Annotated in this window: 27 protein-coding genes, 1 tRNA gene and 2 pseudogenes; 12 read left to right on the forward strand and 18 right to left on the reverse strand. The window is 39.6% G+C overall.

Annotation, left to right across the window (positions count from 1 at the left end; all coding sequences use genetic code 11):
* Positions 1–107: 107 nt before the first annotated feature.
* The 7 genes and pseudogenes from folE (at position 108) to ACFIMK_RS00835 (ending at position 6033) form a co-directional block, all read left to right on the forward strand.
* Positions 108–719 (forward strand): GTP cyclohydrolase I FolE, encoded by a 612-nt coding sequence (gene folE / locus ACFIMK_RS00805; protein WP_375683056.1) that lies wholly within the window; start codon positions 108–110, stop codon positions 717–719.
* Positions 720–856: 137 nt separating this feature from the next.
* A tRNA-Leu gene (locus tag ACFIMK_RS00810) sits at positions 857–941 on the forward strand.
* Positions 942–1134: 193 nt separating this feature from the next.
* Positions 1135–2307, forward strand: coding sequence for an alpha/beta hydrolase (locus tag ACFIMK_RS00815; RefSeq protein ID WP_375611580.1), 1173 nt, complete (start codon positions 1135–1137; stop codon positions 2305–2307).
* Positions 2308–2444: 137 nt separating this feature from the next.
* A complete protein-coding gene (locus tag ACFIMK_RS00820; protein WP_015856440.1) occupies positions 2445–2951 on the forward strand; it encodes a hypothetical protein in 507 nt (168 codons plus the stop codon).
* Positions 2952–3590: 639 nt separating this feature from the next.
* A complete protein-coding gene (locus ACFIMK_RS00825) occupies positions 3591–4745 on the forward strand; it encodes a tyrosine-type recombinase/integrase (RefSeq protein WP_375683055.1) in 1155 nt (384 codons plus the stop codon).
* 273 nt (positions 4746–5018) lie between these two features.
* On the forward strand, positions 5019–5759 hold the full coding sequence (locus tag ACFIMK_RS00830; protein WP_375638195.1) for a Rha family transcriptional regulator: 741 nt from the start codon (positions 5019–5021) through the stop codon (positions 5757–5759).
* Positions 5756–6033: pseudogene (locus tag ACFIMK_RS00835) on the forward strand (hypothetical protein). The gene ACFIMK_RS00830 and the pseudogene ACFIMK_RS00835 overlap by 4 nt, the downstream one beginning before the upstream one ends.
* A gap of 112 nt (positions 6034–6145) precedes the next feature.
* Here ACFIMK_RS00835 and ACFIMK_RS00840 read toward each other — a convergent pair.
* The 6 genes from ACFIMK_RS00840 to ACFIMK_RS00865 all read right to left on the reverse strand — a co-directional run bounded on the left by ACFIMK_RS00840 (position 6146) and on the right by ACFIMK_RS00865 (position 9622).
* Complete coding sequence (locus ACFIMK_RS00840; protein WP_375638194.1) at positions 6146–7528, reverse strand: hypothetical protein; 1383 nt, start codon at positions 7526–7528, stop codon at positions 6146–6148.
* A 41-nt stretch (positions 7529–7569) separates the two neighbouring features.
* Entirely contained in the window at positions 7570–8187 is a 618-nt protein-coding gene (locus tag ACFIMK_RS00845) for an ATP-binding protein (protein WP_375638193.1), read from the reverse strand.
* 207 nt (positions 8188–8394) lie between these two features.
* Positions 8395–8607, reverse strand: coding sequence for a hypothetical protein (locus tag ACFIMK_RS00850; RefSeq protein WP_375638192.1), 213 nt, complete (start codon positions 8605–8607; stop codon positions 8395–8397).
* Entirely contained in the window at positions 8600–8803 is a 204-nt protein-coding gene (locus tag ACFIMK_RS00855) for a hypothetical protein (protein ID WP_375630024.1), read from the reverse strand. Before ACFIMK_RS00855 ends, ACFIMK_RS00850 begins: the two co-directional genes overlap by 8 nt.
* Positions 8736–8963, reverse strand: a complete 228-nt coding sequence (locus ACFIMK_RS00860) for a hypothetical protein (RefSeq protein ID WP_375630023.1) — start codon at positions 8961–8963, stop codon at positions 8736–8738. Before ACFIMK_RS00860 ends, ACFIMK_RS00855 begins: the two co-directional genes overlap by 68 nt.
* On the reverse strand, positions 8960–9622 hold the full coding sequence (locus ACFIMK_RS00865) for a lysozyme (protein WP_375638191.1): 663 nt from the start codon (positions 9620–9622) through the stop codon (positions 8960–8962). Before ACFIMK_RS00865 ends, ACFIMK_RS00860 begins: the two co-directional genes overlap by 4 nt.
* 143 nt (positions 9623–9765) lie before the next feature.
* Here ACFIMK_RS00865 and ACFIMK_RS00870 point away from each other — a divergent pair, with 143 nt between their 5' ends.
* Both ACFIMK_RS00870 and ACFIMK_RS00875 read left to right on the forward strand, forming a co-directional pair.
* Positions 9766–9990 (forward strand): antitoxin MazE family protein, encoded by a 225-nt coding sequence (locus ACFIMK_RS00870; RefSeq protein WP_019224016.1) that lies wholly within the window; start codon positions 9766–9768, stop codon positions 9988–9990.
* Entirely contained in the window at positions 9990–10313 is a 324-nt protein-coding gene (locus ACFIMK_RS00875) for a type II toxin-antitoxin system PemK/MazF family toxin (RefSeq protein ID WP_375618893.1), read from the forward strand. Before ACFIMK_RS00870 ends, ACFIMK_RS00875 begins: the two co-directional genes overlap by 1 nt.
* 38 nt (positions 10314–10351) lie before the next feature.
* Here the strand turns inward: ACFIMK_RS00875 and ACFIMK_RS00880 are convergent, their stop codons facing one another.
* The 8 genes from ACFIMK_RS00880 to ACFIMK_RS00915 are packed head-to-tail and all read right to left on the reverse strand — an operon-like array spanning position 10352 to position 16377.
* On the reverse strand, positions 10352–11593 hold the full coding sequence (locus ACFIMK_RS00880) for a phage late control D family protein (protein ID WP_375638190.1): 1242 nt from the start codon (positions 11591–11593) through the stop codon (positions 10352–10354).
* A complete protein-coding gene (locus ACFIMK_RS00885) occupies positions 11590–11814 on the reverse strand; it encodes a tail protein X (RefSeq protein WP_039760481.1) in 225 nt (74 codons plus the stop codon). Before ACFIMK_RS00885 ends, ACFIMK_RS00880 begins: the two co-directional genes overlap by 4 nt.
* Entirely contained in the window at positions 11811–12191 is a 381-nt protein-coding gene (locus ACFIMK_RS00890) for a phage tail protein (RefSeq protein WP_375638188.1), read from the reverse strand. The genes ACFIMK_RS00885 and ACFIMK_RS00890 overlap by 4 nt, the downstream gene beginning before the upstream one ends.
* Before the next feature lie 5 nt (positions 12192–12196).
* Positions 12197–14263, reverse strand: a complete 2067-nt coding sequence (locus tag ACFIMK_RS00895; RefSeq protein ID WP_375638187.1) for a phage tail tape measure protein — start codon at positions 14261–14263, stop codon at positions 12197–12199.
* Complete coding sequence (locus ACFIMK_RS00900; protein WP_375612372.1) at positions 14260–14331, reverse strand: hypothetical protein; 72 nt, start codon at positions 14329–14331, stop codon at positions 14260–14262. Before ACFIMK_RS00900 ends, ACFIMK_RS00895 begins: the two co-directional genes overlap by 4 nt.
* Before the next feature lie 38 nt (positions 14332–14369).
* Positions 14370–14657 carry a phage tail assembly protein gene (locus ACFIMK_RS00905; protein ID WP_375612344.1) on the reverse strand — a complete coding sequence of 96 codons (288 nt, stop codon included), beginning with the start codon at positions 14655–14657 and terminating at the stop codon, positions 14370–14372.
* Positions 14658–14659: 2 nt separating this feature from the next.
* Positions 14660–15166 carry a phage major tail tube protein gene (locus ACFIMK_RS00910; protein WP_375638186.1) on the reverse strand — a complete coding sequence of 169 codons (507 nt, stop codon included), beginning with the start codon at positions 15164–15166 and terminating at the stop codon, positions 14660–14662.
* Positions 15166–16377 carry a phage tail sheath subtilisin-like domain-containing protein gene (locus ACFIMK_RS00915; protein WP_375638185.1) on the reverse strand — a complete coding sequence of 404 codons (1212 nt, stop codon included), beginning with the start codon at positions 16375–16377 and terminating at the stop codon, positions 15166–15168. The genes ACFIMK_RS00910 and ACFIMK_RS00915 overlap by 1 nt, the downstream gene beginning before the upstream one ends.
* A gap of 384 nt (positions 16378–16761) precedes the next feature.
* On the opposite strand from ACFIMK_RS00915, the gene ACFIMK_RS00920 reads away from it, so the two are divergent.
* From ACFIMK_RS00920 to ACFIMK_RS00930, 3 genes are all read left to right on the forward strand, one after another.
* Positions 16762–17493, forward strand: coding sequence for an antA/AntB antirepressor family protein (locus ACFIMK_RS00920; RefSeq protein ID WP_375638184.1), 732 nt, complete (start codon positions 16762–16764; stop codon positions 17491–17493).
* Positions 17490–17768 carry a hypothetical protein gene (locus tag ACFIMK_RS00925; RefSeq protein ID WP_375638183.1) on the forward strand — a complete coding sequence of 93 codons (279 nt, stop codon included), beginning with the start codon at positions 17490–17492 and terminating at the stop codon, positions 17766–17768. The genes ACFIMK_RS00920 and ACFIMK_RS00925 overlap by 4 nt, the downstream gene beginning before the upstream one ends.
* A gap of 122 nt (positions 17769–17890) precedes the next feature.
* Positions 17891–18142 carry a type II toxin-antitoxin system prevent-host-death family antitoxin gene (locus ACFIMK_RS00930; protein ID WP_375628617.1) on the forward strand — a complete coding sequence of 84 codons (252 nt, stop codon included), beginning with the start codon at positions 17891–17893 and terminating at the stop codon, positions 18140–18142.
* Between the two features lie 75 nt (positions 18143–18217).
* On the opposite strand, the gene ACFIMK_RS00935 is transcribed toward ACFIMK_RS00930, so the two are convergent.
* The 4 genes and pseudogenes from ACFIMK_RS00935 to ACFIMK_RS00950 all read right to left on the reverse strand — a co-directional run.
* Complete coding sequence (locus ACFIMK_RS00935) at positions 18218–18526, reverse strand: HigA family addiction module antitoxin (protein WP_375638182.1); 309 nt, start codon at positions 18524–18526, stop codon at positions 18218–18220.
* 10 nt (positions 18527–18536) lie between these two features.
* Complete coding sequence (locus ACFIMK_RS00940; protein ID WP_375618870.1) at positions 18537–18815, reverse strand: type II toxin-antitoxin system RelE/ParE family toxin; 279 nt, start codon at positions 18813–18815, stop codon at positions 18537–18539.
* A gap of 473 nt (positions 18816–19288) precedes the next feature.
* Positions 19289–20674, reverse strand: a complete 1386-nt coding sequence (locus ACFIMK_RS00945; protein ID WP_375638181.1) for a Bgr_08870 family protein — start codon at positions 20672–20674, stop codon at positions 19289–19291.
* A 13-nt stretch (positions 20675–20687) separates the two neighbouring features.
* Positions 20688–22003, reverse strand: a pseudogene (locus ACFIMK_RS00950) (DUF4815 domain-containing protein); the annotation flags it as partial.

Raw genomic sequence — 22003 nt, forward strand, 5'->3', positions numbered from 1 at the left:
TTGAAAGTCGTGATTGTTTAAACTTTTAATTCGCTTATATAGAGATTATACAAAATGAGATAGGTATGGAGCAAATGCTTTGTATAGAGTAAGCTTGGAGTTTTTGAATGCGTAATGTTGTTAAAGAAGACGCAAATTTATCTGAAGAAAAGCGTCCGAGTATTGAAAAGGTGGAAGAAGCGATTCGTACATTACTCTTATGGATAGGGGAAAATCCAAATAGAGAAGGGCTTTTAGATACTCCAAAACGTATAGCCAAGGCATATCGCGAGCTTTTTAATGGTTATAGTCAATCGGTTAAAGAAACCTTAGGTACAGTTTTTGAAGAGGTTTCAGGATACAATGAAGCCGTAATCGTAAAGAATATACCTTTTTATTCACACTGTGAGCATCACATGATCCCAATTATTGGGAAAGCACATATAGCATATCTTCCTAATGCAAAAATTGTTGGTCTTTCAAAAATTGTACGTGTTGTAGATATTTTTTCTCGTCGTTTACAAACTCAAGAAGCTATGACAGCGCAAGTGGCTCACGCGTTAAAAACGTATCTGAAGCCTCATGGTGTAGCAGTATTGATTGAGGCTGAGCACATGTGTATGGCTATGAGAGGAATCCAAAAACAGGGCTCTACAACAATTACAAAAAACTTTCATGGTTATTATGAAAAAGATCAAGCGGCACAAGCACATTTTATGACGATGGTTCAAAGGTCATAGTAAAGCCCATATTTCTCGTAATCTTTATTAAGTTATAAAGCATCCGGATAAAATAAATTATGAGAAAAAGAAAATTGGCTTGTACCTTTCTTTATGATTTGTTAAAGGCTAAAAACCAAGATTTTTTCTTTCCACGTGCGGTCGTGGCGGAATTGGTAGACGCGCAGCGTTGAGGTCGCTGTGGGGCAACCCGTGGAAGTTCGAGTCTTCTCGACCGCACCAGTTAGCAGTGAGTCTCTCCATAATGAGATGAAGTTATGTTAGAGAGAGGGGATTTATAGGCATTATAGAAAAATCTTTTTTGTATGTTATTTGTTGGTGTGTTGCCAATAATGTTTCGTTTTTTATTACTTTATCTATGCATTTGAAATGTTATATTTTTATAAGGTGGGGTGAAGTTGCAGTGAGAAGTATAATGATTCTGAGATATTTAACACTTCTTATTTGTATTTCTTTATTATCAGCGTGTAGTGATTCACGTGCTGTACTTTGGCATGGGGTGCATGCAACACCTTCTATGACTGCCGTAGAAAGGGAAGTTGAAGGGAAACCAGTTTCTCCAAAAGCCGTCGTTCCAGTGTATGTTGCAACAAGTCGTATGATGCAAAATAATTACGCTCAACCTTATGGTGCAGAGCGATCAAATAAAGTTCATTATAATCGCGTTGACGTAGGAATTCCTCAGCAACATGTAAAGGGAGTTGTTGAAATAAATGCCTATAAACCTACGCATGATAAGTATTTTGCAGCAGTAGCATTGCAAAAATACGATAATAAAGAACAGTTTAAACAGCAATTAAATGCTGCTTTAGCAAAAAAGCCAAAAGGAAAAAGAGAAATTTTTCTTTTTATCCATGGGTATAATAATAATTTTGCAGATGGTACATTTCGTACAGCACAGTTTACACACGATTATTCTTTAAATGTTGTCGCTGTGCATTATTCTTGGCCTTCGGCCGGATCAGTTCCTCTTTATATTTATGATCGTGACAGTGCTAATTTTGCCCGTGACGGATTGATAGAGCTTTTAACACTTATTAGTGAAACCAATGCTGATCAAATTTCGGTTATTGCACATTCTATGGGCAATTTTGTTATAATGGAAGCATTTAGAACGTTAGCGTTACAGGGAAAATATAAGCCTATTCGTCGTATTACAAGTTTATTAATGGCTGCACCAGATATTGATGTTGATGTATTTGAGCGCCAACTTAATGATATAAAAAAACTTCCGCAGCCAACCGCTATTTTAGTATCCAGAGCGGATAAAGCTCTTGCGGTTTCAGGACGTCTTACGGGTGGACATCATCGTGTGGGCGATGGCTCAGATATTGAAATGTTGCGTAAAAATGGAATAGCTGTTCTTGATTTTTCTCATGTGGATGGGGGAGCACACAATGTCTTTGCATCTTCGCCAACGTTGATGGCTCTTTCTCGAGAAGGTTCTTTGGCTTCCACAATTATGCAAGGTACAGAATTGTCACCTAGTCAAGCCCTTCTTGCTGATGGTAGTAGTGTGTTGGAAAAAACAACACATCTTATCCTTTATACACCTGTACGTTTTCTCTCTCCACGGATTCCACGTTGATCGTGAAAAGAGAGAAGGGGCTCCATCGAATAATGTATTGGAGGTAATATTTTTTAGCACTTTCTTTAGAATGGTCTTGTAAAATGAAAAATAAATAGCGGGATGAATGTAAAAAACAGTCATTAGGTGAGTTTGTGATGATTGCACGGAAACGCTATGTTAATACGCCTACAGTTGTTGATTATTTGTCTCATTCCGCAATTAAGTTATTAGACATTCATGCTATGCTTGTGAAGGTGAGAAAAGGTGATATGGGGGAAAAACCAAATTTATTGCGTCAAATTGATTCTACAAAAAAACAGTTAGATGAGATAAGCCATGCTCTTATTTTAGAATATCGTAAACGCCAAGAAAATGAGCGTTTTTTAAAACAAATTCTGCTATCCATTTCTGATCAACTTTTTGCACTTAATAATGGTTTTAAGGAAACAGGACGTCTTTTTTTTCAAGAAGTTAGAATACTTCAATCTCAGATGCAATGTTTATATGAGGGAAAGGAGAGGCTGCATTTGTTGAATAGCCAAGAATCTTTTTGTTCTCCGTCAAAGATTGATGAAGTCATTAAACAGTTACAAAAAGCACGAGAAAAGCTTATTCTTGAAAGCCCACATCTCTTTGAAAAAAGCACAAAAGCTAAACAATAAAAGTTCTTTAGTTGAGCAGATAGATAATTTGAATTTTACAGCAAAAACGCTGTTAAATAGAAGGCTATAACCTTTTTAAAGCAAATTCTTTTCTTTAATAAATGAAACACATGCCTTATATCTTTGCTAAAGTTAAGGCTGATGAATTAGGTGGCTTTATTGAAAAAAATGTTTGTGGAAAGAATTTTACAAAAAACTTTCTGATTCTTTTAATAATAGTCCGCCGGATAATTTTACCAATGTTATGAAGTTGTTAGTATATTCATTAGAAACTTAAACTTTGGTAGAAATTAGCTGAATTTAAAGCATTAAAAAGAAGTTTGATAAAAATAACATGTTTTGTAAATTCACGTTCACCTCTACCTTCTCTTGAATTTAAAAACACTCGGAAAATGAATAAGCTACACGTAATTAAAAAAACATATGGTGCCCCCAGAGAGCGAATCAGGCTTTAGCAACAAGATTCAAAGTATATAAAGATGTGTAAGGGCGTATTGATGTCTATAGCTTTTTATGATTCAATAAAAAAAGTAAGTATTAAAGAAAAAATCTCAAATCAGAAATTAAAGGTGGTCTAAAAGGTGGACCCAAAAAGGTGGACGAGCAATGCTTGAAAAGGTGGACGAGAGGGGACGTTAAGTGAGGGCGATTCATCGGTTATCAGCATCATTCGTAAAGACGTCCTCGCAGGGTAAATATTGTGACGGGGCGGGGCTATGGTTGAATGTTCGAAAAGACAATAGCTCTTGGTTTTTTCGCTATACGCACTACAATAAGCGCCGTGAAATGGGACTTGGTCCTGTTACAAAACTCTCTTTAAAAGAAGCGCGTGAGCTTGCTAGGCATTATAGTGATATTCTTAAAGAAGGCAATGATCCTATTGTCTTTCGAGAACAGACTATTTTAAAACAGCAAAGCAATATGTTTCAAGAAATTGCAAAAGCGGCTTTTGAAAGCAAAAAAGCAGAGTTGAAAAATGAAGGTAAAAACGGCCGCTGGTTTTCTCCACTAGAGTTGCACGTTATTCCACACATAGGTAATTTACCTATAGAAAAATTAACAGCCAATATTATTCGCAATGTTCTCTCACCCCTTTGGCATGAAAAAGCAGACACAGCGCGAAAAGCGCTTAACCGTATCAATATTTGCTTGAAATATGCTGCTGCTCTTGGTTTAGATGTTGATCTACAGGCTTGTATGAAGGCACGCGCGCTTTTAGGAAAACCACGTGCGACATCAACAAATATTCCTGCTATGCCATGGCAAGAGGTTCCGGCATTTTATCAAAGCTTGGATGATAAGATCCTTTCAAATTTAGCACTGAAGCTCTTGATTTTGACTGGAGTACGGTCATATCCATTGCGCTATTTGCGTCTTGAACAAATAGATAAAGATATATGGACGATACCCAAAGAAAATATGAAGGGCATTGTAGGAAAGGTTTCAGATTTTCGAGTACCATTGAGTAATGAAGCTTTAAAAGTGATTGAAAAGTCTCTTCCCTTTGAAAAAAATGGTTTTCTCTTTTCTGGTCTTACAGGCAACCCCATTTCTGATGCCACCATGGCAAAGTATATGACAGTTTGTGGTTTGACTTATCGTCCCCATGGTTTTCGTTCAAGCTTACGGGATTGGATAGCAGAAACAACGTCAACACCTTTTGAGATTGCCGAAACTGTTCTTGCGCATTCAGTTGGGAGTTCAGTGACAAAAGCTTATATGCGGACAGATTTTTTAGAACAACGACATGCTCTCTTGGAGCAGTGGGCTGCATTTATAACGGGAGCGACTTGACAATATGTCAACATTGTATCTATTATCGAATTAGGTGCCTCAAAAACACCTTAAACCATAAGCGGATTGGTTACCGAAATAATCAGTCTTCTATACATTAAAGACTTTGACTCATTATATGCTACATGCGTATAATAATATTGTCGGGTGTGGTTACGCTATACAATACCCTTGCGGGAAAAGTGTAACGACGGACTTATGGCCGTGTTTTTGAGCACCCGGCACTCTTTTATTGAGTGTCAATCAAAAACGTCTAACCATAAGGAATTCATTATGAACACACTTATTAAAATTACGGAAAATGTTGCTAACGACGCAGCAGTTCAGACTATGTCTAGTCGTGAGATCGCTGAGTTGTGTGGTAAAAGACATGACCATGTCATGCGTGATATCAAGCAAATGCTAGGAGAATTAAACTCTGAAAGTACTGCCCCCAAATTTGGGGTGAGTGAATTTACAGGGTTATACAAAGATTCCACAGGTCGCACTCTTCCTTGCTATAACCTACCCAAGCGCGAATGTTTAATACTTGTATCTGATTACAGTACTGCTTTACGAGCAAAAATAATTGACCGCTGGCAAGAATTGGAAAAACAAGTAGCAACACCACAAGTTGACTACTCCAAACCCGAAGCATTACTTGGTGTTTTGAATCACCTACAAAGTCAAATTGAGCAGAAAGACCATGTTATTGCCGAATTGACTCCAAAAGCAGAGGCTTTAGAAGGTCTAAAACGCTCTGATGGATTGTTTGGTCTTATTGAAGCAGCAAAGATGTTAGAGGTACGACCAAAGGATTTAACCGATTACTTACGTAAACATGATTGGGTCTATCTGCGTGCTCCAAGGGCGCCACTGTTACCTTATCAGGACAAGATCAAGAAAGGATTTATGGATTGTCCTGCTATTACCATTCAAAGACCTGATGGTACAGAAAAAGTGCTCCCTTCAACAAAAATTACATCCAGAGGATTGGCATGTTTGAGAGAACAAATCCATGGAGGTGTACAATGAATACCAGTGTCGATTTTTATGTGATTTGTGGATAGCGTTGTCTCAGTTTGTCAATTGTGAATACGTAGATGACAAAAACTGTAGTGACTTGGTTGACATCATGGGGGTAGTAGAAAAAGCTTTGATTTTAAAACTTCAAGATGAAATTCCAAATATTACAAAGATTCTAGCAGTTTTAACGGATTTTGGAGATTCAGAGCTGCCCCATAGAATGGATTCTTTGTTGCGAGCTTATGATCCGAGTTTGCAGAAGTCTGTCACGAAAGCGGCTTAGTTTTAAACACGATTCATCTCCCCATTTCAAAAGTGGGGAGGGGATAAAGCTTTCAGTTTCTGGTTAGCCACTGTTTTAAATGTGCGAAGATATTGTCTATCGCATCTAAAAATTAAACCTTTAATCTAGAAATAAATGCTTCATTCCTTAATTTTGCATCCTGCAATAAATCATTCCATTCTATTATTTCAACGGATCCTCGAAAATCACCTTGTAGAAGATTAGTTCTCCCTCGCCCATTAGCTGTTTTCTGCCATGTCGACGTTTGCGTTTTAAGTTCACCTTCTATATCGGCAATAATATAACAATAAAAAACACACTGCTCTGAAATCTTTATTTTCTTATTATCAAATGTCTTTATACTTTTTCCTTTAAGTTTATTGAGGTATTTGTTTATTTGTTCCATGGGGGTGTAACCCGCTTTATATTTTTTCTGACCTAGTCTTTTAAACTCCACTAACATTAGCCTGTCCAAATCTGTATCAAGACGACCTTCAAGTCCTAGGGCATATAATTGATCATAACATAATAAATCAGTACGATCTTTTTCTGTACTATCCTTCACATTTTTTTTGATAGGCACGTCCGAAGCGAAGTATTTTGTAAATGTTAATCGCTCATCAATAATCCATAAATCATGCGTTAAATTTTTCTGAGATTCAGGATCATCGCCCCGAACACGCATTGGACAAATAAGTTCATGCAATGTTTTCTCTAGATGCGGGACTTCTTGACCATTAACATTTTTCTTAACCTCTATTATTAATTCTCCTAAAATATCAAGTATAACTTTACGACGTATAACATACTCTGCTAACTGTCTTGTTTCTTCATCTTTAACTTCTTTTGCAAGTTCAGACACTGTTTGGGAAAAGCTGTATGTGTTAGTATTCCCTTTAGTAATTTCATGGTATATGTTTTCAATTCTCTTATTTTGATTTTTTTCTCTTCGAAGCTTATGAATAGCCAGTATCTTAACAAAGTCTTCTGTATCCTTTGCAGATTTAGGAAGTTTTTCTAATAGTTTTTCATAACTATCAAAACAATAGGAAGGATGGGTTTTACAGAACTTTTTTAATTCATCTAAACGTGCTCTTTCATATTCCTCATTTTCTGGAGCAAGAACGCTATCTACAATATTGTTAGCAACGGAACGTAAAATATTGTTCAATATTTTATTTTTAAAAGAAAAATGCGTTCTTTCTTGATTAACTCTATCATCTAAATACTGACCACTTATGCAACCATGATACACTAGCCCTTGGTCTCCAAATTTTCCGAAACCAATAAGGTTATCGATGCTTTCAGTAGTCACAGTACGATCATGTGCGAAAAGATGTAGATAGTGGTTCTTCCCTTTAAAGTTAAGGTTAGCATCCGCCATACAAATAAAATTACGAATTTTTAATAAACCAAAATCTGCGGTTTCAAGTGTAATCTCTCCCCTATTTTCTACTAAATATTTTTTAACTTTCTGCGCTAAATTGACAGACATCTGATCATCACGAAAAGTTATTTGAGGAAGTTGTTCTAAAATTAAATCTGAAAAAAATGTGCCCCAATATGATCGATAATTTCTTCAGTTTCGCGTGGAAAATGTTTTTGGTACGCTACATCTCTTAAACCGGTAAAAATAATTTCTGTTCCGGTTACTTCTTGATTAATAAGAGGTATTTTTGAATGATCAAGAATCTGATTTTCCTCTTCCAAACAAAATGTAAAGCTTCTCTGGTAAAGCTGATCTTCTTCAAGGAATACACTTTTAACTCGTATTTTCTTAAAGGCATCCAACCATAGCAGCCGCCCAACTCCTTTTCCTCCTTTTTCTAATTTAAAATTAGTATCTACAGTGCAAAAAGCTTGAAAGTGCTCATCATCCAATCCTACACCATTATCTTTAACTATAATTTCAAGTGTTTCATTTTTATCTATATCTTTGATTTCTATATCTATGTTACCCGCGCTTTTGTAATCTTCTTGCTTAGAATCTTCAAGCGCGTGAATAGCGTTGCTTACCGCTTCAAAAACAGGCTGCAAAGCTTCCATTTCAGTGGACGGTTTAGGAAAACGACAAACTCTTCCAGCAAGATTCTCTTTCATAGAAAACTTTTCAGTTTTATTCTTTTCTTGTTTTTGAACTGCGACGTTTTCCATAATTATTCCCACCTTTTTAGCCGATAATATTACGAAATATACCTATTAAACGCACGTATATTAACAATTTGTTATTATTATAGAACAAATTTTTAATTCTTTGAAATCCACTGTTTTAAATGTGCAAAGATATTGTCTATCACCTCCATGAGACGAGCAAAATTAAGAAACCATTTGCTAAAGAATTTCGTGCGTCTCAGAGTATGTTTAGAGTCGGATATTTGGTTTTTGTGTAAAAATACTTACTAATGCATCCATAATACGTGAAAAATCAAGCGCTAGCAAGAGTATAATGAGTACAATCCATCTCGTATAACGTGACATCACTTTTATACTTTTGTAGGTCATGATAATTTCTTGAAGGATTTCTTTTTCTCCTTCTGTAAGCTCTGTATCGTCTTTTGTTTTTTTCTTAGCCATGTTTCCACCCACACACACGTTCGCCCTGCTTGTTATGCTTTAAGATATCTCTTGCTAAATTGGAACTGATGACGTTAACATCTTGCCTCTCTAAATAAATTGGCAACCAACCAACACAAGAGACATACTTATTTGTCCCGCAACCAACGAGAGAGAGCAGTACGCACATCAGTATCACTTTTCTGATTAACTTCATTTTCCACCTCCAGCCGTGTTGTTGCTGCTTTTAAGGTTTTTTCTGTTTGCTTTTGCTGTTCTGCCTTTTTTCCAAGGGTAAAAGCTTTTGCCAAAGCCATAAAAAAAGCGGCTAGAGCCGCGCCTATTAACAGCAGATTTCTTTTCATCCATAAGATCATAAACGGTGTTCCTGAAAACGTTTAGCAACAAAGAAAATGCCAGCACATGCGGCTAAAACCATAATGGTAGCAAATGCCCATTGCACTGGACCATTGCCTGCTAATAAGCCTCCAAGCCCTGAAAAAGAACCAATAACTGGTGCAAGAGCTTCAGCTTTAAAAAGTCCCGTTGGTGCTTGCGTTTCTACGGTTTGGTAGTTAGAGGAAACAAAAGCACCTTTCGCCCATAAGCCTGCTTCTGCTGCACGCCGGTGTGCGAGACCTTCAAGACGCTTACCGCCTGCTTTGGTCCATTTCTGTAGCTCGGCAGGGACAGCTTCATATTCACCTTGATTGAGCTTTTTTAACAGTGTCGAGTTACAAAAGGCTGTTGTTCCTACATTATAGCAAAAGGAGACTAAAGCCGCGAATTGTTCATCGGTTAAAGCAACTTGAACGGCTTGTTCAACGGCATTTTCAAATTGTCTTAAGTCTTGGCAAAGAAGTTCTTCTGCTTGTTTTTCGGTGATTGCCATACCTTTATGAACAAAAGGTTTTCCAGCATTGTTTGTATGTCCATAACCAATGGTCCACACTCCAATGGCATCTTTATAGGCATTGAGACGTAAACCTTCCCATTGTTTAATCAGTGCTAACCCTTCTGGTGATATTGTTCTCATGTATTGCTCCTATAAAAAAGCCCCACAAAAGGTGGGGCAGATTGATAGATTAAAATTGTAATTATTGCGTTTTATTAAAAGTGGTGTTTCATGTAACTTTTTTCTGTGTTATACGTTACATGAAACATAATGGAGATTTTGTTATGGCTACAATGCACGTTAATGAACGCGTTCAAAAACATCGCAACGCACAAAGAAAAGCAGGTTTGCGTTTAATGCAAATTTGGGTACCAGATACGCGTCAACCGAACTTTGCAGAAGAGTGCCGACGCCAATGTCGCTTAGTCGCAAAAATGGATAAAACAGATACATCTATGCAGTTGTTGATGGATCAATCTTTAATGGATGTTGATGGCTGGACAGAATGATGCGTGGATCTCTCGTCACAATAGCTATGCAAGGCGATTTTGGTAAACCAAGACCTGCGTTAATCATTCAAGCTAATCAATTCAGTGAGCATACAAGTGTAACGGTTTTACCCATTACTAGCACGCTTGTTGATGCGCCATTACTCCGCATTACGATTCAGCCAAACGCTAAAAATGGTTTGCAAAAACCTTCGCAAGTAATGATTGATAAGATTATGACGGTAAGATGTGACAAAATGAGTTCCATTTTTGGCTCTCTTCAAGCAAAGGAAATGCTGGAGATTGAACGTTGTTTGGCTGTATTTTTAGGAATAGTAAAATAAAAATAGTATTTCTTTTTATCATCATAAAATAGCTTTGTTTATCTATCTTCTTCATCCATATGGATGACGCCTTCACCTTCGTCATGTGAAGCGTTTGGTGGGGCGTTTGGATCAAGGGTATCATCCTTGTCTGGTGTTGTGTTTGCAACGTTTCCAGCCGCATCTTCTTGTGATGCATCAAAAAGTTCGCATTCTATTTTTGTGGTGTAACCACCCGTTTTATCAAGTTTGTGCTTAACACTTTTGATACGCCATTCTGCTGGAATATAGGGGCGGAAAGGGGGCTCTTGAACAAGTTTTGCTTCTGCTTGTACAAACGGATTACCTCCGATATCACATGAGAAAGAAGACTTACCGCGTGATGATTTATTGCGATAAGCAGCAATGGCTGCAACAGCCTCTGATTGGTTATGGTAGGTATATTTGAGTTCATGAAACGGTGCTTTGCCAACTTTGACTTCTTTTTTCTCAGATTCTTTTTCTGCTTTTTCCGATTCAGATGATGGTGCTCTGTCATTGTCATCCATATGGATAAAGTTTTCATCATCATCAATCTCTTCTGGTTCTCGTGCATCAGCCGCGGCTTTTTGGTCGTCTCCCACATCTGTTTCTAAGCCATTGGCTGCACCTGCTTCATCACGCGCACTGTATTTAAAATCCCAAGAGGTACAATGTTTCTCATGAATAACAATAACGGGGAGTGTTTCACCAGTGATAGCTTTGCCTTCCCCCCGTCTAGCCAAAACAAGCTTGCCATCAACGGGTTTTGCTACCGCATCATATTCTCCTGCGAGGCGTGCAGCAAAAGCCATATCACTTTCCGATGTTTGATCAATATGACGCATAACGATTTTTGCAAGAGAAGGATCAACCTTTGGTGTATAGCCATTACGCTCTGCTATCTCTTGAACAATACTGCCAAGGGTTTGCTGGTGATAGGATTGGCTTTTGGGTGTTCTATAAGACGTGTTCATAGAGGCGGCGCGCCCTGTCACGCTTAAGCTTTGTGGTGGGCTGCTTACAGAGATTTCGTCTATCAGATAGGCTCCCATATCGCGGTTTTTTCCGCCTTCATAGCCAAGTGTGACAGAAATGATTGTTCCGATAAGAGGAATATCAAGAAAGCCGTTATCACTGTCACGCGCACGGTCATCAAGCTCTATAGTGATACGATCACTTTTGTTTTCTGCTTCATCGGTAATTTCAATCGACAAAACATAATCCATAAGAGTTTTGGTGATGTCTTCTCCATTTGCCAGAACCGTGCAAAAAGGTTTCATGATTGACTGCCCCAAATTCTGATTACCGGTGTGGCTTTAGGATAGGGGAGGGTTGGCAAAACGATTGTGATTCCTGCTTTTAAAATGGGTCCATAGTCTGCAAGACCAAAATTTGCTGCATAAACGCGTTCAACAGCAAGGGCTTGTTGACCCTTTGCATAGTATCTCCAGCAAATGGCATCAACCATATCGCCTTCTTTTGTTACGTAAAGATCACTCATAGGTCTTCACCATATTCTCTCAATTTTATTGTAAATTCTTGTTTTTTTGGGGTGCCGTTATGATGAAAAACACTTTGCTTTTCCTCTACGGAAAGAATGACAAACTTACCTAAGATTTTGCCTTGACCGGTCACAAGAATGTGAGGTCCTTCATGTGCCATTTGCCGTAAATATTCGAGCTGTCTGTGACCACCTTTGAAATCTGGATAAATCACACCAGTTAAAGAAAATTCCGCATTTGCAACAGCAGGCAATTGAAGAGCAGTCTTTCGCCCCAATCGCCCTTGCTCTACCCATGGAACCCCATAAGACATATCAAGTGTTTGATAAGTTGCTGTTTCAATCGAAAAAATAAAACCACCCAAAGCTAACATCATGGTATTTAATCCGAAAGGCTAGAGGCTATGGCTAAACGTTGCTGTTTTGCATAGCGTTCAAGTGCTTGATTGACAGCGTCTCTGATTTCGTCCTTGAGACCATTTGGTACTGAAATATTGAGATTTGTAATGGTTACACGGGCGTCTACTTCAACGGGCTTATGAACCGTAATTGGCTTTGGAGCTTTAAAAGCACCTACTTTATTTGTTGCCTGCATTTGTCCTGTTTCAACGACACTTGTATTAAAACCACTCTTGCGTTTTTCAGGTGGGGTATTTGTAACCACTGCTGTATCCAGCATTCTTTTTGCCTGTGTATTGGTTTCTTCGGTAAAGGTTTTAATGGTCTGCGTTGAAGTCTTGTCTATTGAAACATTAAACCCTAACTTTTCTTTCACCCAATTAGGCATCCAACTGGTTAATTTCTTCATCATATTGCCAAAACCGTTATACAGATCATCCCATTTGCTTTTGATGCCCTCCCAAAACCCATTAATAAGATTGGAGCCTATTTCCATTAAATCGACACCAAACAGCCATTCAATGAGTTCATTGATTTTTTTCGAAATCCAAGTCAGTGGTGAAAAGTTTTTAAAGAACGTCAAGAGGTTATTGAAAACGTTACTACATAAGCTGTAAAAAGAATTCCACAAGTTGCTTATGAAGCTTACTACCGTACCCCAATTTTTGTAGAGCAAATATCCAGCTCCAACAAGGGCTGCAATACCGCCAATTATCCAGCCGATAGGAGTGGTCATGATTGCGATACCAAGCGATATAAAAGCAGAACTAACGGCAGTTATTGCTGGAATGAGTGAAGCTATAAGAACTGCCCCAACCGCGGCTAAAGATGCTGCTACCCAACCATTGAGTTTGTCCCAATATTGATAGAGGACAAAGAGCGCTGCAATGCCACCCATTAACCAACCGATAGGTGTCGTCATTATAGTATAGCCAAGTGTGACAAACGCTGCTCCCGCTGCGGCTAATGCGGCAATGAGTGGACCAAAAATGAATGAACCAAGAGCTACAAGCCCCACCTTGAAAAGGGTTATTTCACCAATCAGAGGTTCTAGCCATTGGAACCAGCCTTTAATCCTCTCTGTGAGATCACTGATGCCTTTTCTTAAATCAGAGGTAGGATTAAGCAAATCATTAAGGACTTTTTTTAAGGTTTTTGCCCAGCTCGCAACAGTTGTTTGAATGAGGTCGCGGTTTTCATCAATCAACTTTGAAAAACCGTCAATCATATCATTAATCACGGGCATGAAACGCGCGCCAATAAAGCTCGCGATACCGCCTATTTTTTTCTTAAAGGCACCAAGCTTGTCACTTAAATCTGCGGCATAGCGTGCAACATCGGCACCTATCAGCCACTTTCCTTTTCTCGCCTTTGCAAACAGCTCTTTAATGGGTGCCATGCCTTGTGCAAGCATGGTCGCCATTTCTTTACCATCGCCCCCAAACAGCAGAGCGGCAATATGCTGTCTTTGTGCTTGGCTTTTCATCTTACTCATCTTGTCGGTAATTTCTTCTAACAAGACAGAAGTGGATTTGAGTTTTCCAGAAGTGTTTTTGACAGAAATGCCAAGTGCTTCAAAGCCCATCATGCCTCTTTTTTGTCCGGCATATGCTTGTGCTGAACGCCTATTTAAAACCGCTAAGGATTGTTGAAAAAGTTCGGCAGAAGTGCCTGAATTATCGGCTGCATCACCCCATAATTGAAGTGATGCAACACTCATATTTAAATGGTGTGATGCGTGATAAAGACTATCTCCCAGATGCATGGTTTTCATGGTGAGGGCGGTTACACTTGCCACAAGACCACCACCAGCAAGCCCCAAGACACCAGTAAAGACTGAAGCACGACTTGCCGCTGTGCTAAGAGCACTTTGAACGCCATGAAGGCTTTTTGTCATGTTTTTGACAGCAGCAGAAAAGCGCGGAATACCCAAACTATGTGAGAGTGTTTTTGACAATGTATCGAATTTTTTTTGAAGATGTTTGAGAGGTGCGGTGAGTTTGTCTTCAAGAGACAATTTTACCTTTGCATCAGCAACTTTTTCACTCATTTTATCTTATACCTTTCTGCTGCTTGATTTCGCCAGAATATGAGTTCTTGCGGTTCCATTTCCATCATCTTTGAAAGGGACCAATGGAACACAATGGTAATATCGGCTATGAGTTTAGCGGCGGTTTCCCAGTCGAGGTATCCCGCCGCTTGATAAAAGACTCCAAAATCTCTCCAATGCTTGACAAGTCATTAATATCGAGTTCTCCAACCGCTTCATGTGCCCATCCAGAAAGACGTGCGATCATAGCGATTGTTTGCTCTATGCCTTCTTTTTTGTCGATTGCTTGCACATCTTTTGTTTTGGGGCGCTGTAAAGTAATTTCGGTGTGCTCTTTTCCTTCAAAAGTAACAGGTATCAATAATTTATGTGTAATGCTTGTTTGGACTGTCATTTTTATAATCCTATGTTGTCTCTATGGTCTGCGAGTTGATTGACGCCATTGAATTTTCTCACCAAGTTGAGGACATCTATCTCAACGATTTCAACGTCCTTCTGGACATATTTGAAATACTGCAATGTGAAGGTAGTTGTGGATGTTGCTTTGCTGCCCGGTTGCCATTCTGCCATTTCAAAGCCTTTGCATAGTCCTCTCATGGTAATGACAACACCTTCTGCTGGTGTGCCTTGCGCTTGCATTGAACTTCGTAATGAAATGTTGACATCGGTGCGCCCTAACAGTGCCATCAACTCTGGAGAGCAATCAGAAATGGTCATGCTAAGCGTGAGGGTTTCAAGACCAAGGTCAACTTCAATGGAGCTATCCATGCCACCGCCGCGATAACTTTCAACAACCAAACTCAAATTCGGTAGGGTGACACTTTCACATTTTGCCTGATAGGGAATGCCGTCGACAAAAATGTTAAAATATTTCAAAACTCTTGGTAAAACAGGTACGGTCATTAAAAGATCTCCTCTAAGTAATCATTCACAATGCGTGAACGGAACGTGATATGTTCTGCGGGTGTTGTGGGGGTGAATTCGACATTGAAATAGACTCTACCGCTTTCAATAGCGCTTGCTGTATTAAGCTCTAGATCAGGCGTACAGCGCCCACCAAGAATGGCGCCTTGTGCTTTCAAATCACGCAAATAGGCATTAACGCTTTCGCTTACGTCATGCATGTAGGTTTTTTTGATATTGCGGTCGACAGCCCATAGATGTCCGCGCAAAATGGCATCATTGATCATATCTGCGGTGCGTACTACGGATAAGAAAGCAAACTTTGTATCACTTGAAAGGGTGCGATTACCCCAAAGACGATAACCATTTTCGCGGATAATTGTTGTGATGTTTTGTTCGTTAAGAAGGTTAGCGCGGCTTGATCGATCACCAATGGAAAAATCAATGGGGCGTGCAATACCAACAATGCCATTGATCACTTTATTGGAAGGAGAATGCCAAAAACCGTGTGTAAAATCAGTTTTAGCAATGACACCTGCAACCGCTGTACTTGCTGGCTGTTCTATGATTTTTCCATCACGATTCACCTTTACAAACGGATCAATAAGAATGGCGCGTTTTGAATCAAAATCCTTTGCTGTGCTAAGAGCGGCTTCATCTGTTGTGTTGGGTGCATCAAGCACCACAATAGCACGCAGACGCTCTGCAATGCCAATGAGTTCTGCTGCGACGGGGTTGGCAGTCGCATCAGTTCCATTCTCTTCAATATTCACACTGGAAGGGCGCTGATGTGTAAAGCCTGGAGCAATCAGAATGCGTGGTGTTTGTCCTACAATGGATTGTGCTCCAATGAAAGCATGGACACCTTCATAAGCACCATTTGCGTTTACACCACCTAGAATATTGGTGAGTGTTGCATTTTCATTGTCACCCTCGTGCACGCGTACGACAACGACAATGGCGCCTACTTGTTTAAAAATAAGATCAAGGGCATTGGGTAGGGTGCCTTGACGCTTACCCGTTTTATCGAGTTTTGCGGCTTGTGAAAGAGAGCCTGCTACCAAAACGGGTGTGTTGAGAGGGAAGGCTTGTTCATCGGCATCGGGTGCTGTGCCAACAATCCCGATAACGGCAGACTGAACCGCGCGAAGGGGGCGGGTGCCGTCGTCAACCTCGACAACTTCAACACCGTGTAGAAAACCTGTTGCCATACTTTATGCTCCTTTAAAATATTGGCTAATGAAATGAATGGGAAAAAATAAGGGGATGATTGCTGTATTTGTTAGACTGGCATTATGATAAAAAATTATCGAAAGTTGCTTGACATTATTTCTACAATGTGTATTTTCGAATCAGGTGCTTGAAAAACACCTTAAATACCAAGCGGACAAGCTACCGAGATAGTTTATTTTCCGCACATTAAAGGCTTTGACTCATTGTATGTTACACGCATATAATGATATTGTCGGGTGTGGTTACGCTATACAATACTCTTTACGAGAAAAGCGTAACGACGGACTTGGTACCGTGTTTTTCAGCGCCCGGCACTTTGTTAAAAGTGTCAATGAAAAACGTCTATTACCAAGGAGTTCATTATGAACACACTTATAGAAATATCAGAACAGGTTATTGATCAGGAAACTGTTCAAACTGTTAATGCGCGTGAGTTGCACGCATTTTTGGAAATTACATCAAAGTTTGCAGACTGGATTAAAAATCGCATTAAAGAATGTAAATTTCTGGAAAATATAAACTTTATAACGCTTTCTAAAAATTTAGAAAACGGTGGAAAGGTAAAAGAATACCACATTACATTAGACATGGCTAAACATCTTTCGATGATAGAGCGTAATGACAAAGGACATGAAGCACGTCAATACTTTATCAAATGTGAACGGCTTTTGAAACAAGTAGCAACACCGCAAGTCGACTACTCCAAACCGGAAGCATTGCTTGGTGTTTTGAATCACTTACAAAGCCAAATCGAACAGAAAGATCATGTTATCGCTGAATTAGCACCAAAAGCAAAAGCTTTGGAAGGTTTAAAACGCTCTGATGGTTTGTTCGGTCTTATTGAAGCAGCAAAGATGTTAGAGGTGCGACCAAAGGACTTAACCGATTATTTGCGTAAACATGACTGGGTATATCGACGGGCTCCAGGGGCGCCTCTGTTACCTTATCAGGACAAAATAAAGAAAGGATTCATGGATTGTCCCGCTATTACCATTCAAAGACCGGACGGAACAGAAAAGGTGCTGCCTTCAACAAAAATCACATCCAGAGGATTAGCTTGTTTGAGAGAACAAATCCATGGAGGTGTACAATGAACACCAGTATCGACTTTTTATGTGATTTATGGATGGCTTTGTTTCAATTTTCTGATCGTGATGATGTCGAAGATAAGGCTTTTAATGCTCTGATTGAAACCATGGATGCAATAGAAAAAGCTTTGATTTTAAAACTTCAAGATGAATCACCAAATGCACTCAGAGTTCTGGCAATGATTACAAATTTTGGATCTTTAAAACCTCCTTCTATTATGGAGCCTTTGTTGAAAGCTTACGAGCCGAGTTTGAAAAATTCTGTTAAGAAAGCTGCTTAATTTAAAAACATGATTTATCTCCTCGTCTTTTAGGCGGGGAGGTGGTTAATACCGTAAAATATCTTTACATAATACATATTGTACGTATAATACGTATTATACATTAAAGATAGGATGTGCATATGAAAAAATATAGTTTTACAGATGTAAACCGCGGGGCAGGCGATATTTTAGACGAGGCTATGTCTACACCTGTAGCTTTGACAAAGCGAGGGCGTGAAAAAATCATTATGCTTCCTGTTGATTTATATCATGAATTAATAAAAGCGCGTTCTGGTGCACAATCTTTTGTTTATGCAGATGCACCTCAAAATATATTAGATGATTTAGATCGTGGTTTAGATGACATTTTGAATAGTGATGAACATGTTTAAAGCAGGGGATGTTGTTCAATATTATTATTTATCCAGTATTCCATAAAACATTATCCCTTGAGAGTGAGGAAGAGATCAAACAGCGTGAAGTGTTGGAACTTTGCTAACATTTGTTTCACGTTCAGCATGCCAAGCGTCATAATTAGCTTGCATACGTAACCATATAGCAGCTCCATCACCAAACATTTTGCCAAGACAAGCGGAAATAGAAGGAGAAACAGGTTTTTTTGCGTTCAGAATATCGTAGAGATGTTGGCGTGATATACCAAGCATCTGCGCAATTTCTGATTTTGTTTTGCCTGTTTCAGGAATAATTTCTGCTAAAACTTCTCCTGGATGAGTAGGACAACGGTTTTTATCTCTTTGTGCAGGAATGTCATTCATAACTGTATCCTTAGTGATATTGTTCAAGATCAACACGGTAAGCATTACATGAGTCAAATTCAAAGGTAATACACCATGGTCCGTTAACGTGGACAGTGTAACGAGTGGGTGAATATCCAATCAAAGAATGAAAGTTGAATCCTGGAAGATTCATATCTTCTGGTCTTTCAGAAATATCTAAACGATCAAGACGAACCATGATACGTTTTACAAGTTTCTTATCAATCTTGGATGAATTTCCCGTTTTGAATAATTCTGCCAATGTTTTGCTTTTAAACGTTTTAATCATTCTTTTATATAGCGTAAAATACTGTTAATGTCAACAAATAGCTTACATTATAAGTGCTAAAATGCAAAAAATAGTAACATCCCATTAGAAACCCTTATCGTCTAGACTTGTTTTTCTTTTCTCCACCTCATGCGTAAAGAGAAGAATAAGTGCATGGAGGGGATAAATTTGCACGTTAACATCAAGGATTTTACGACCATACCGACGGCTGTCTGATCAAATATTGCTAAAAACTTAGATCCCTTGCCATTCTTAATAAAGTGAATACGAAGTTTAAATTCTATTGTCATTTTGCTCTCCAAATTAATGAAGAGACCATAACAATCATCTACACTCTCTCATAAGCCTGACACTGTCAGTAAAAAAGGGCTTTAAAGGGGACTTTATAAGAAGAAACTATACAGTTTATAAGCCATCAGACAATAAGTGTCCGTTTAGAAACTATCATTGTTTTTTATACCTGCATAAACCATTCATTCTTTCCACAATCTTATAAGGACAGCGCCATCAGCTCCAGCGCCACTTGAAGAAGAATCGGCATGAGCACCAGCACCTCCGCCCCCAAAACCACGCCCTGCTTTTCCCGAACTATAGGAACCTTTGCCGACTCCTCCAGAGCCACCACGTGATGTATCACCTCCAGCATCGCCTCCATTACCGCTTGTTTTACTCGTAATTCCATTCGTTCCAGCATAACCATTTCCGCCTTTGGCAATTCCTGGATGTTCATCCGTTGCTAAACCAAAGTTTCCACCTGTTCCTCCAGCACCGCCATCGCCTGAATAGAAGGAAGTATTATCTTTACCAAATCCCGTGTGAGTGCTAGAAGAGTAAGTACCCCCACCACCATGTCCTCCTGTCGCCGTAATAAAATTTTTGCCAACGGTTGTTGTTCCTCCAAACCTACCTTTTACATTCCATCCAGAAACAGAATCTCCTCCTTTACCAATTGTGATATTCTCATGACCCTTTAAACTCGCTTTATAACCATACCATACCGTACAACCGCCACCGCCGCCACCGCCTCCTAAGTAATAAGAATAACCACCCCCACCACTGCCGCCGCCACCCCATGCTTGGATTTCGACTTTTGTGTTATCCGTTACCCAATCGGGCCATTGAATTTTCCCATCCTGTGTATAGAGCAATTCAGCATCAGCAAGAGCCGGCCAATTCGTGATTTTATTGGTCAAATCTTTTTTAAGACTCTTTATCTGTGCCAAGATGGCTGCATCCACTTGCGCCTTCGTATAAACAACATCACCATCAACCCTCAAAGGTCCTTTAAGCGTACTTCCACTTGTGCTTAAACTGGTAACTATTTCACCATTATGGGTGAGATTAAACGACGAATTACCCAAGATCTCCAAGTCGTCACCCATGGTGACTTTACTGGTAAATTTATTATAACTTTGCCATTCATTTGGGCTGGCTAAGCGACCATAGCTTGTGAGATCTTCATTGATCTTGGCTCTAAAATCATCAAGCCCCACGATATCTTCGGTTTTATGTTGATGCGCGCCTAATAGTGAGACAGCACTGCCAAAGGTGAAGTTATTATTGCTTGATTTATAGAGAACATAATTATTTGCGGCATCTTTTGCGCCTTCGATATCGCTTAAATCGGCAAAAGTGAAGGTTTTATCCGCTGCCATTTTGCCATTGAGAGCGCTTTCTAGATCTGCGATTTCGTTGATCGTATGCGTGTGGTGTAAAGGTGCCTTTTCGTCTACCTTTTCCTCAACAGCCAAAAGAGCTTGATCAATTTTGGTCAAGTTTTCCCGCAAGATTGGGAATTCAGAACTGATAAAACGCCCCTCTTTAGGCAATTCCATGTCGAGTTTTTTGGTTTTGGTCATCTCTGTTTTCCCATTATAATATGCCAGCGCCAAAATCACTCACCATGGACCGCGCTGCTGGTCCACCGGTAAGAGTGAGTTTGAGGCGCGCTTGTTTGGCTGTTTTGTCACTGCTCACAAATTTTCGTTCTGTCCAAAGTGGTTCAGCGAGTTGTTCTGTTTCGTCAAGTTTCAAAGGGGTGAAACCACCATCATCTAGTTGCATCTCCAGTGAAAAGGTTGCACCACCCGGTAAAAAGGTTTTGATATAGCTGGTCAACCTTGCCTTTTCCCCAAAGGTAAAAGCACGCGTGACATAGGTCGCTTCCTTATGGATCTTTCCCGCAATCAATTGAACAGGCGCAAACAAGACGGGTGAGAGCTTTTCGGTGCCTTTGAGAGGCACGAAGTTTTACTTTTTCACTGATATATTCAGTAAGGCTTAGCAATTGAAAGGGCAGGAGTTGATAAATTGTGCCATTGTTTCTTTCAATTTCAAAGATAACAGAACACTCACTTGAAGGCAATTCAATGGCTGCGCGTATTTGCAAATCAGAGCAGTCTACAAGGTCAAAGGTGCCTAAATCGACAATCTTTTCTGTTTGCCTATAGCGGGCAGCGAGCACCCGAAAGGCTAAGGCTTCATCTTGATGAGCGGTCCAGCTCCTAGCATTGACAGAAGAAAAGCGTGGTCCCGTTACATAAGGGTGACTCGAGACAAATCTTTGGTGTTCTGCATCAAAATCCCCAAGCTTTGCTAGTGAGACAGAATGATCAGCATCATCGGTTTTAATGACAAAAGCCGTTAAGCGGTCATCCATCACAAGGAGTGGTACATCATAGCGTGCTTCTGCCCATCCTGCCTTTGCGCCCTTCATAGAATAAAAGCTTTGTGCTTGAATATCGGCGGTCGGATAACCGTTTTCTGTAGTGACCAAATCAATCACCAAATCATGGTTCTCATTACCGATTTTGCAAAGATGAAAGTCAATACCGGTGATTTGCCGTGTTTCATCGGGGGTAAAAACTTGCGCTTGTGGGTCCACTTGCGTCCATATCTTCACCGTGGTGGTGCGCCGCATCACTTTCACATCAATCAGACCTTGACCGGTAAAAAGCCCCGTTGCAATGGTTCCACCTTTTCCCCTTGCCACAACGTTTTTTGTGCCAGCCGTAATATTTTGTGGAATCGTGAAAGCGCCCTCAAGGGTGCCCTTGCTATCGGCAATAAGGAGACTCTTTGGTAAAACATTCACACCATCAAAGGTAAGACTTTCCAAGATTTCGCTACTGCCAAAACCTTCAATTTTAAAGTGAAGGGTAATTTGTCTTAAAAAGTCGATTTGTTCT

Origin of the sequence: Bartonella sp. AP280QHHD (assembly GCF_042196125.1) — a bacterium.
In the GTDB taxonomy this organism is placed as follows: domain Bacteria; phylum Pseudomonadota; class Alphaproteobacteria; order Rhizobiales; family Rhizobiaceae; genus Bartonella.

Excerpts from the sequence above, each read along its gene's own strand:
- folE (WP_375683056.1), top strand. The coding sequence starts at position 108 with ATGCGTAATGTTGTTAAAGAAGACGCAAATTTATCTGAAGAAAAGCGT.
- ACFIMK_RS00815 (WP_375611580.1), top strand. The coding sequence starts at position 1,135 with ATGATTCTGAGATATTTAACACTTCTTATTTGTATTTCTTTATTATCA.
- ACFIMK_RS00820 (WP_015856440.1), top strand. The coding sequence starts at position 2,445 with ATGATTGCACGGAAACGCTATGTTAATACGCCTACAGTTGTTGATTAT.
- ACFIMK_RS00830 (WP_375638195.1), top strand. The coding sequence starts at position 5,019 with ATGAACACACTTATTAAAATTACGGAAAATGTTGCTAACGACGCAGCA.
- ACFIMK_RS00840 (WP_375638194.1), bottom strand. The coding sequence starts at position 7,528 with ATGTCTGTCAATTTAGCGCAGAAAGTTAAAAAATATTTAGTAGAAAAT.
- ACFIMK_RS00845 (WP_375638193.1), bottom strand. The coding sequence starts at position 8,187 with ATGGAAAACGTCGCAGTTCAAAAACAAGAAAAGAATAAAACTGAAAAG.
- ACFIMK_RS00850 (WP_375638192.1), bottom strand. The coding sequence starts at position 8,607 with ATGGCTAAGAAAAAAACAAAAGACGATACAGAGCTTACAGAAGGAGAA.
- ACFIMK_RS00855 (WP_375630024.1), bottom strand. The coding sequence starts at position 8,803 with ATGAAGTTAATCAGAAAAGTGATACTGATGTGCGTACTGCTCTCTCTC.
- ACFIMK_RS00860 (WP_375630023.1), bottom strand. The coding sequence starts at position 8,963 with ATGATCTTATGGATGAAAAGAAATCTGCTGTTAATAGGCGCGGCTCTA.
- ACFIMK_RS00865 (WP_375638191.1), bottom strand. The coding sequence starts at position 9,622 with ATGAGAACAATATCACCAGAAGGGTTAGCACTGATTAAACAATGGGAA.
- ACFIMK_RS00870 (WP_019224016.1), top strand. The coding sequence starts at position 9,766 with ATGGCTACAATGCACGTTAATGAACGCGTTCAAAAACATCGCAACGCA.
- ACFIMK_RS00875 (WP_375618893.1), top strand. The coding sequence starts at position 9,990 with ATGCGTGGATCTCTCGTCACAATAGCTATGCAAGGCGATTTTGGTAAA.
- ACFIMK_RS00880 (WP_375638190.1), bottom strand. The coding sequence starts at position 11,593 with ATGAAACCTTTTTGCACGGTTCTGGCAAATGGAGAAGACATCACCAAA.
- ACFIMK_RS00885 (WP_039760481.1), bottom strand. The coding sequence starts at position 11,814 with ATGAGTGATCTTTACGTAACAAAAGAAGGCGATATGGTTGATGCCATT.
- ACFIMK_RS00890 (WP_375638188.1), bottom strand. The coding sequence starts at position 12,191 with ATGATGTTAGCTTTGGGTGGTTTTATTTTTTCGATTGAAACAGCAACT.
- ACFIMK_RS00895 (WP_375638187.1), bottom strand. The coding sequence starts at position 14,263 with ATGAGTGAAAAAGTTGCTGATGCAAAGGTAAAATTGTCTCTTGAAGAC.
- ACFIMK_RS00905 (WP_375612344.1), bottom strand. The coding sequence starts at position 14,657 with ATGACAGTCCAAACAAGCATTACACATAAATTATTGATACCTGTTACT.
- ACFIMK_RS00910 (WP_375638186.1), bottom strand. The coding sequence starts at position 15,166 with ATGACCGTACCTGTTTTACCAAGAGTTTTGAAATATTTTAACATTTTT.
- ACFIMK_RS00915 (WP_375638185.1), bottom strand. The coding sequence starts at position 16,377 with ATGGCAACAGGTTTTCTACACGGTGTTGAAGTTGTCGAGGTTGACGAC.
- ACFIMK_RS00920 (WP_375638184.1), top strand. The coding sequence starts at position 16,762 with ATGAACACACTTATAGAAATATCAGAACAGGTTATTGATCAGGAAACT.
- ACFIMK_RS00925 (WP_375638183.1), top strand. The coding sequence starts at position 17,490 with ATGAACACCAGTATCGACTTTTTATGTGATTTATGGATGGCTTTGTTT.
- ACFIMK_RS00930 (WP_375628617.1), top strand. The coding sequence starts at position 17,891 with ATGAAAAAATATAGTTTTACAGATGTAAACCGCGGGGCAGGCGATATT.
- ACFIMK_RS00935 (WP_375638182.1), bottom strand. The coding sequence starts at position 18,526 with ATGAATGACATTCCTGCACAAAGAGATAAAAACCGTTGTCCTACTCAT.
- ACFIMK_RS00940 (WP_375618870.1), bottom strand. The coding sequence starts at position 18,815 with ATGATTAAAACGTTTAAAAGCAAAACATTGGCAGAATTATTCAAAACG.
- ACFIMK_RS00945 (WP_375638181.1), bottom strand. The coding sequence starts at position 20,674 with ATGACCAAAACCAAAAAACTCGACATGGAATTGCCTAAAGAGGGGCGT.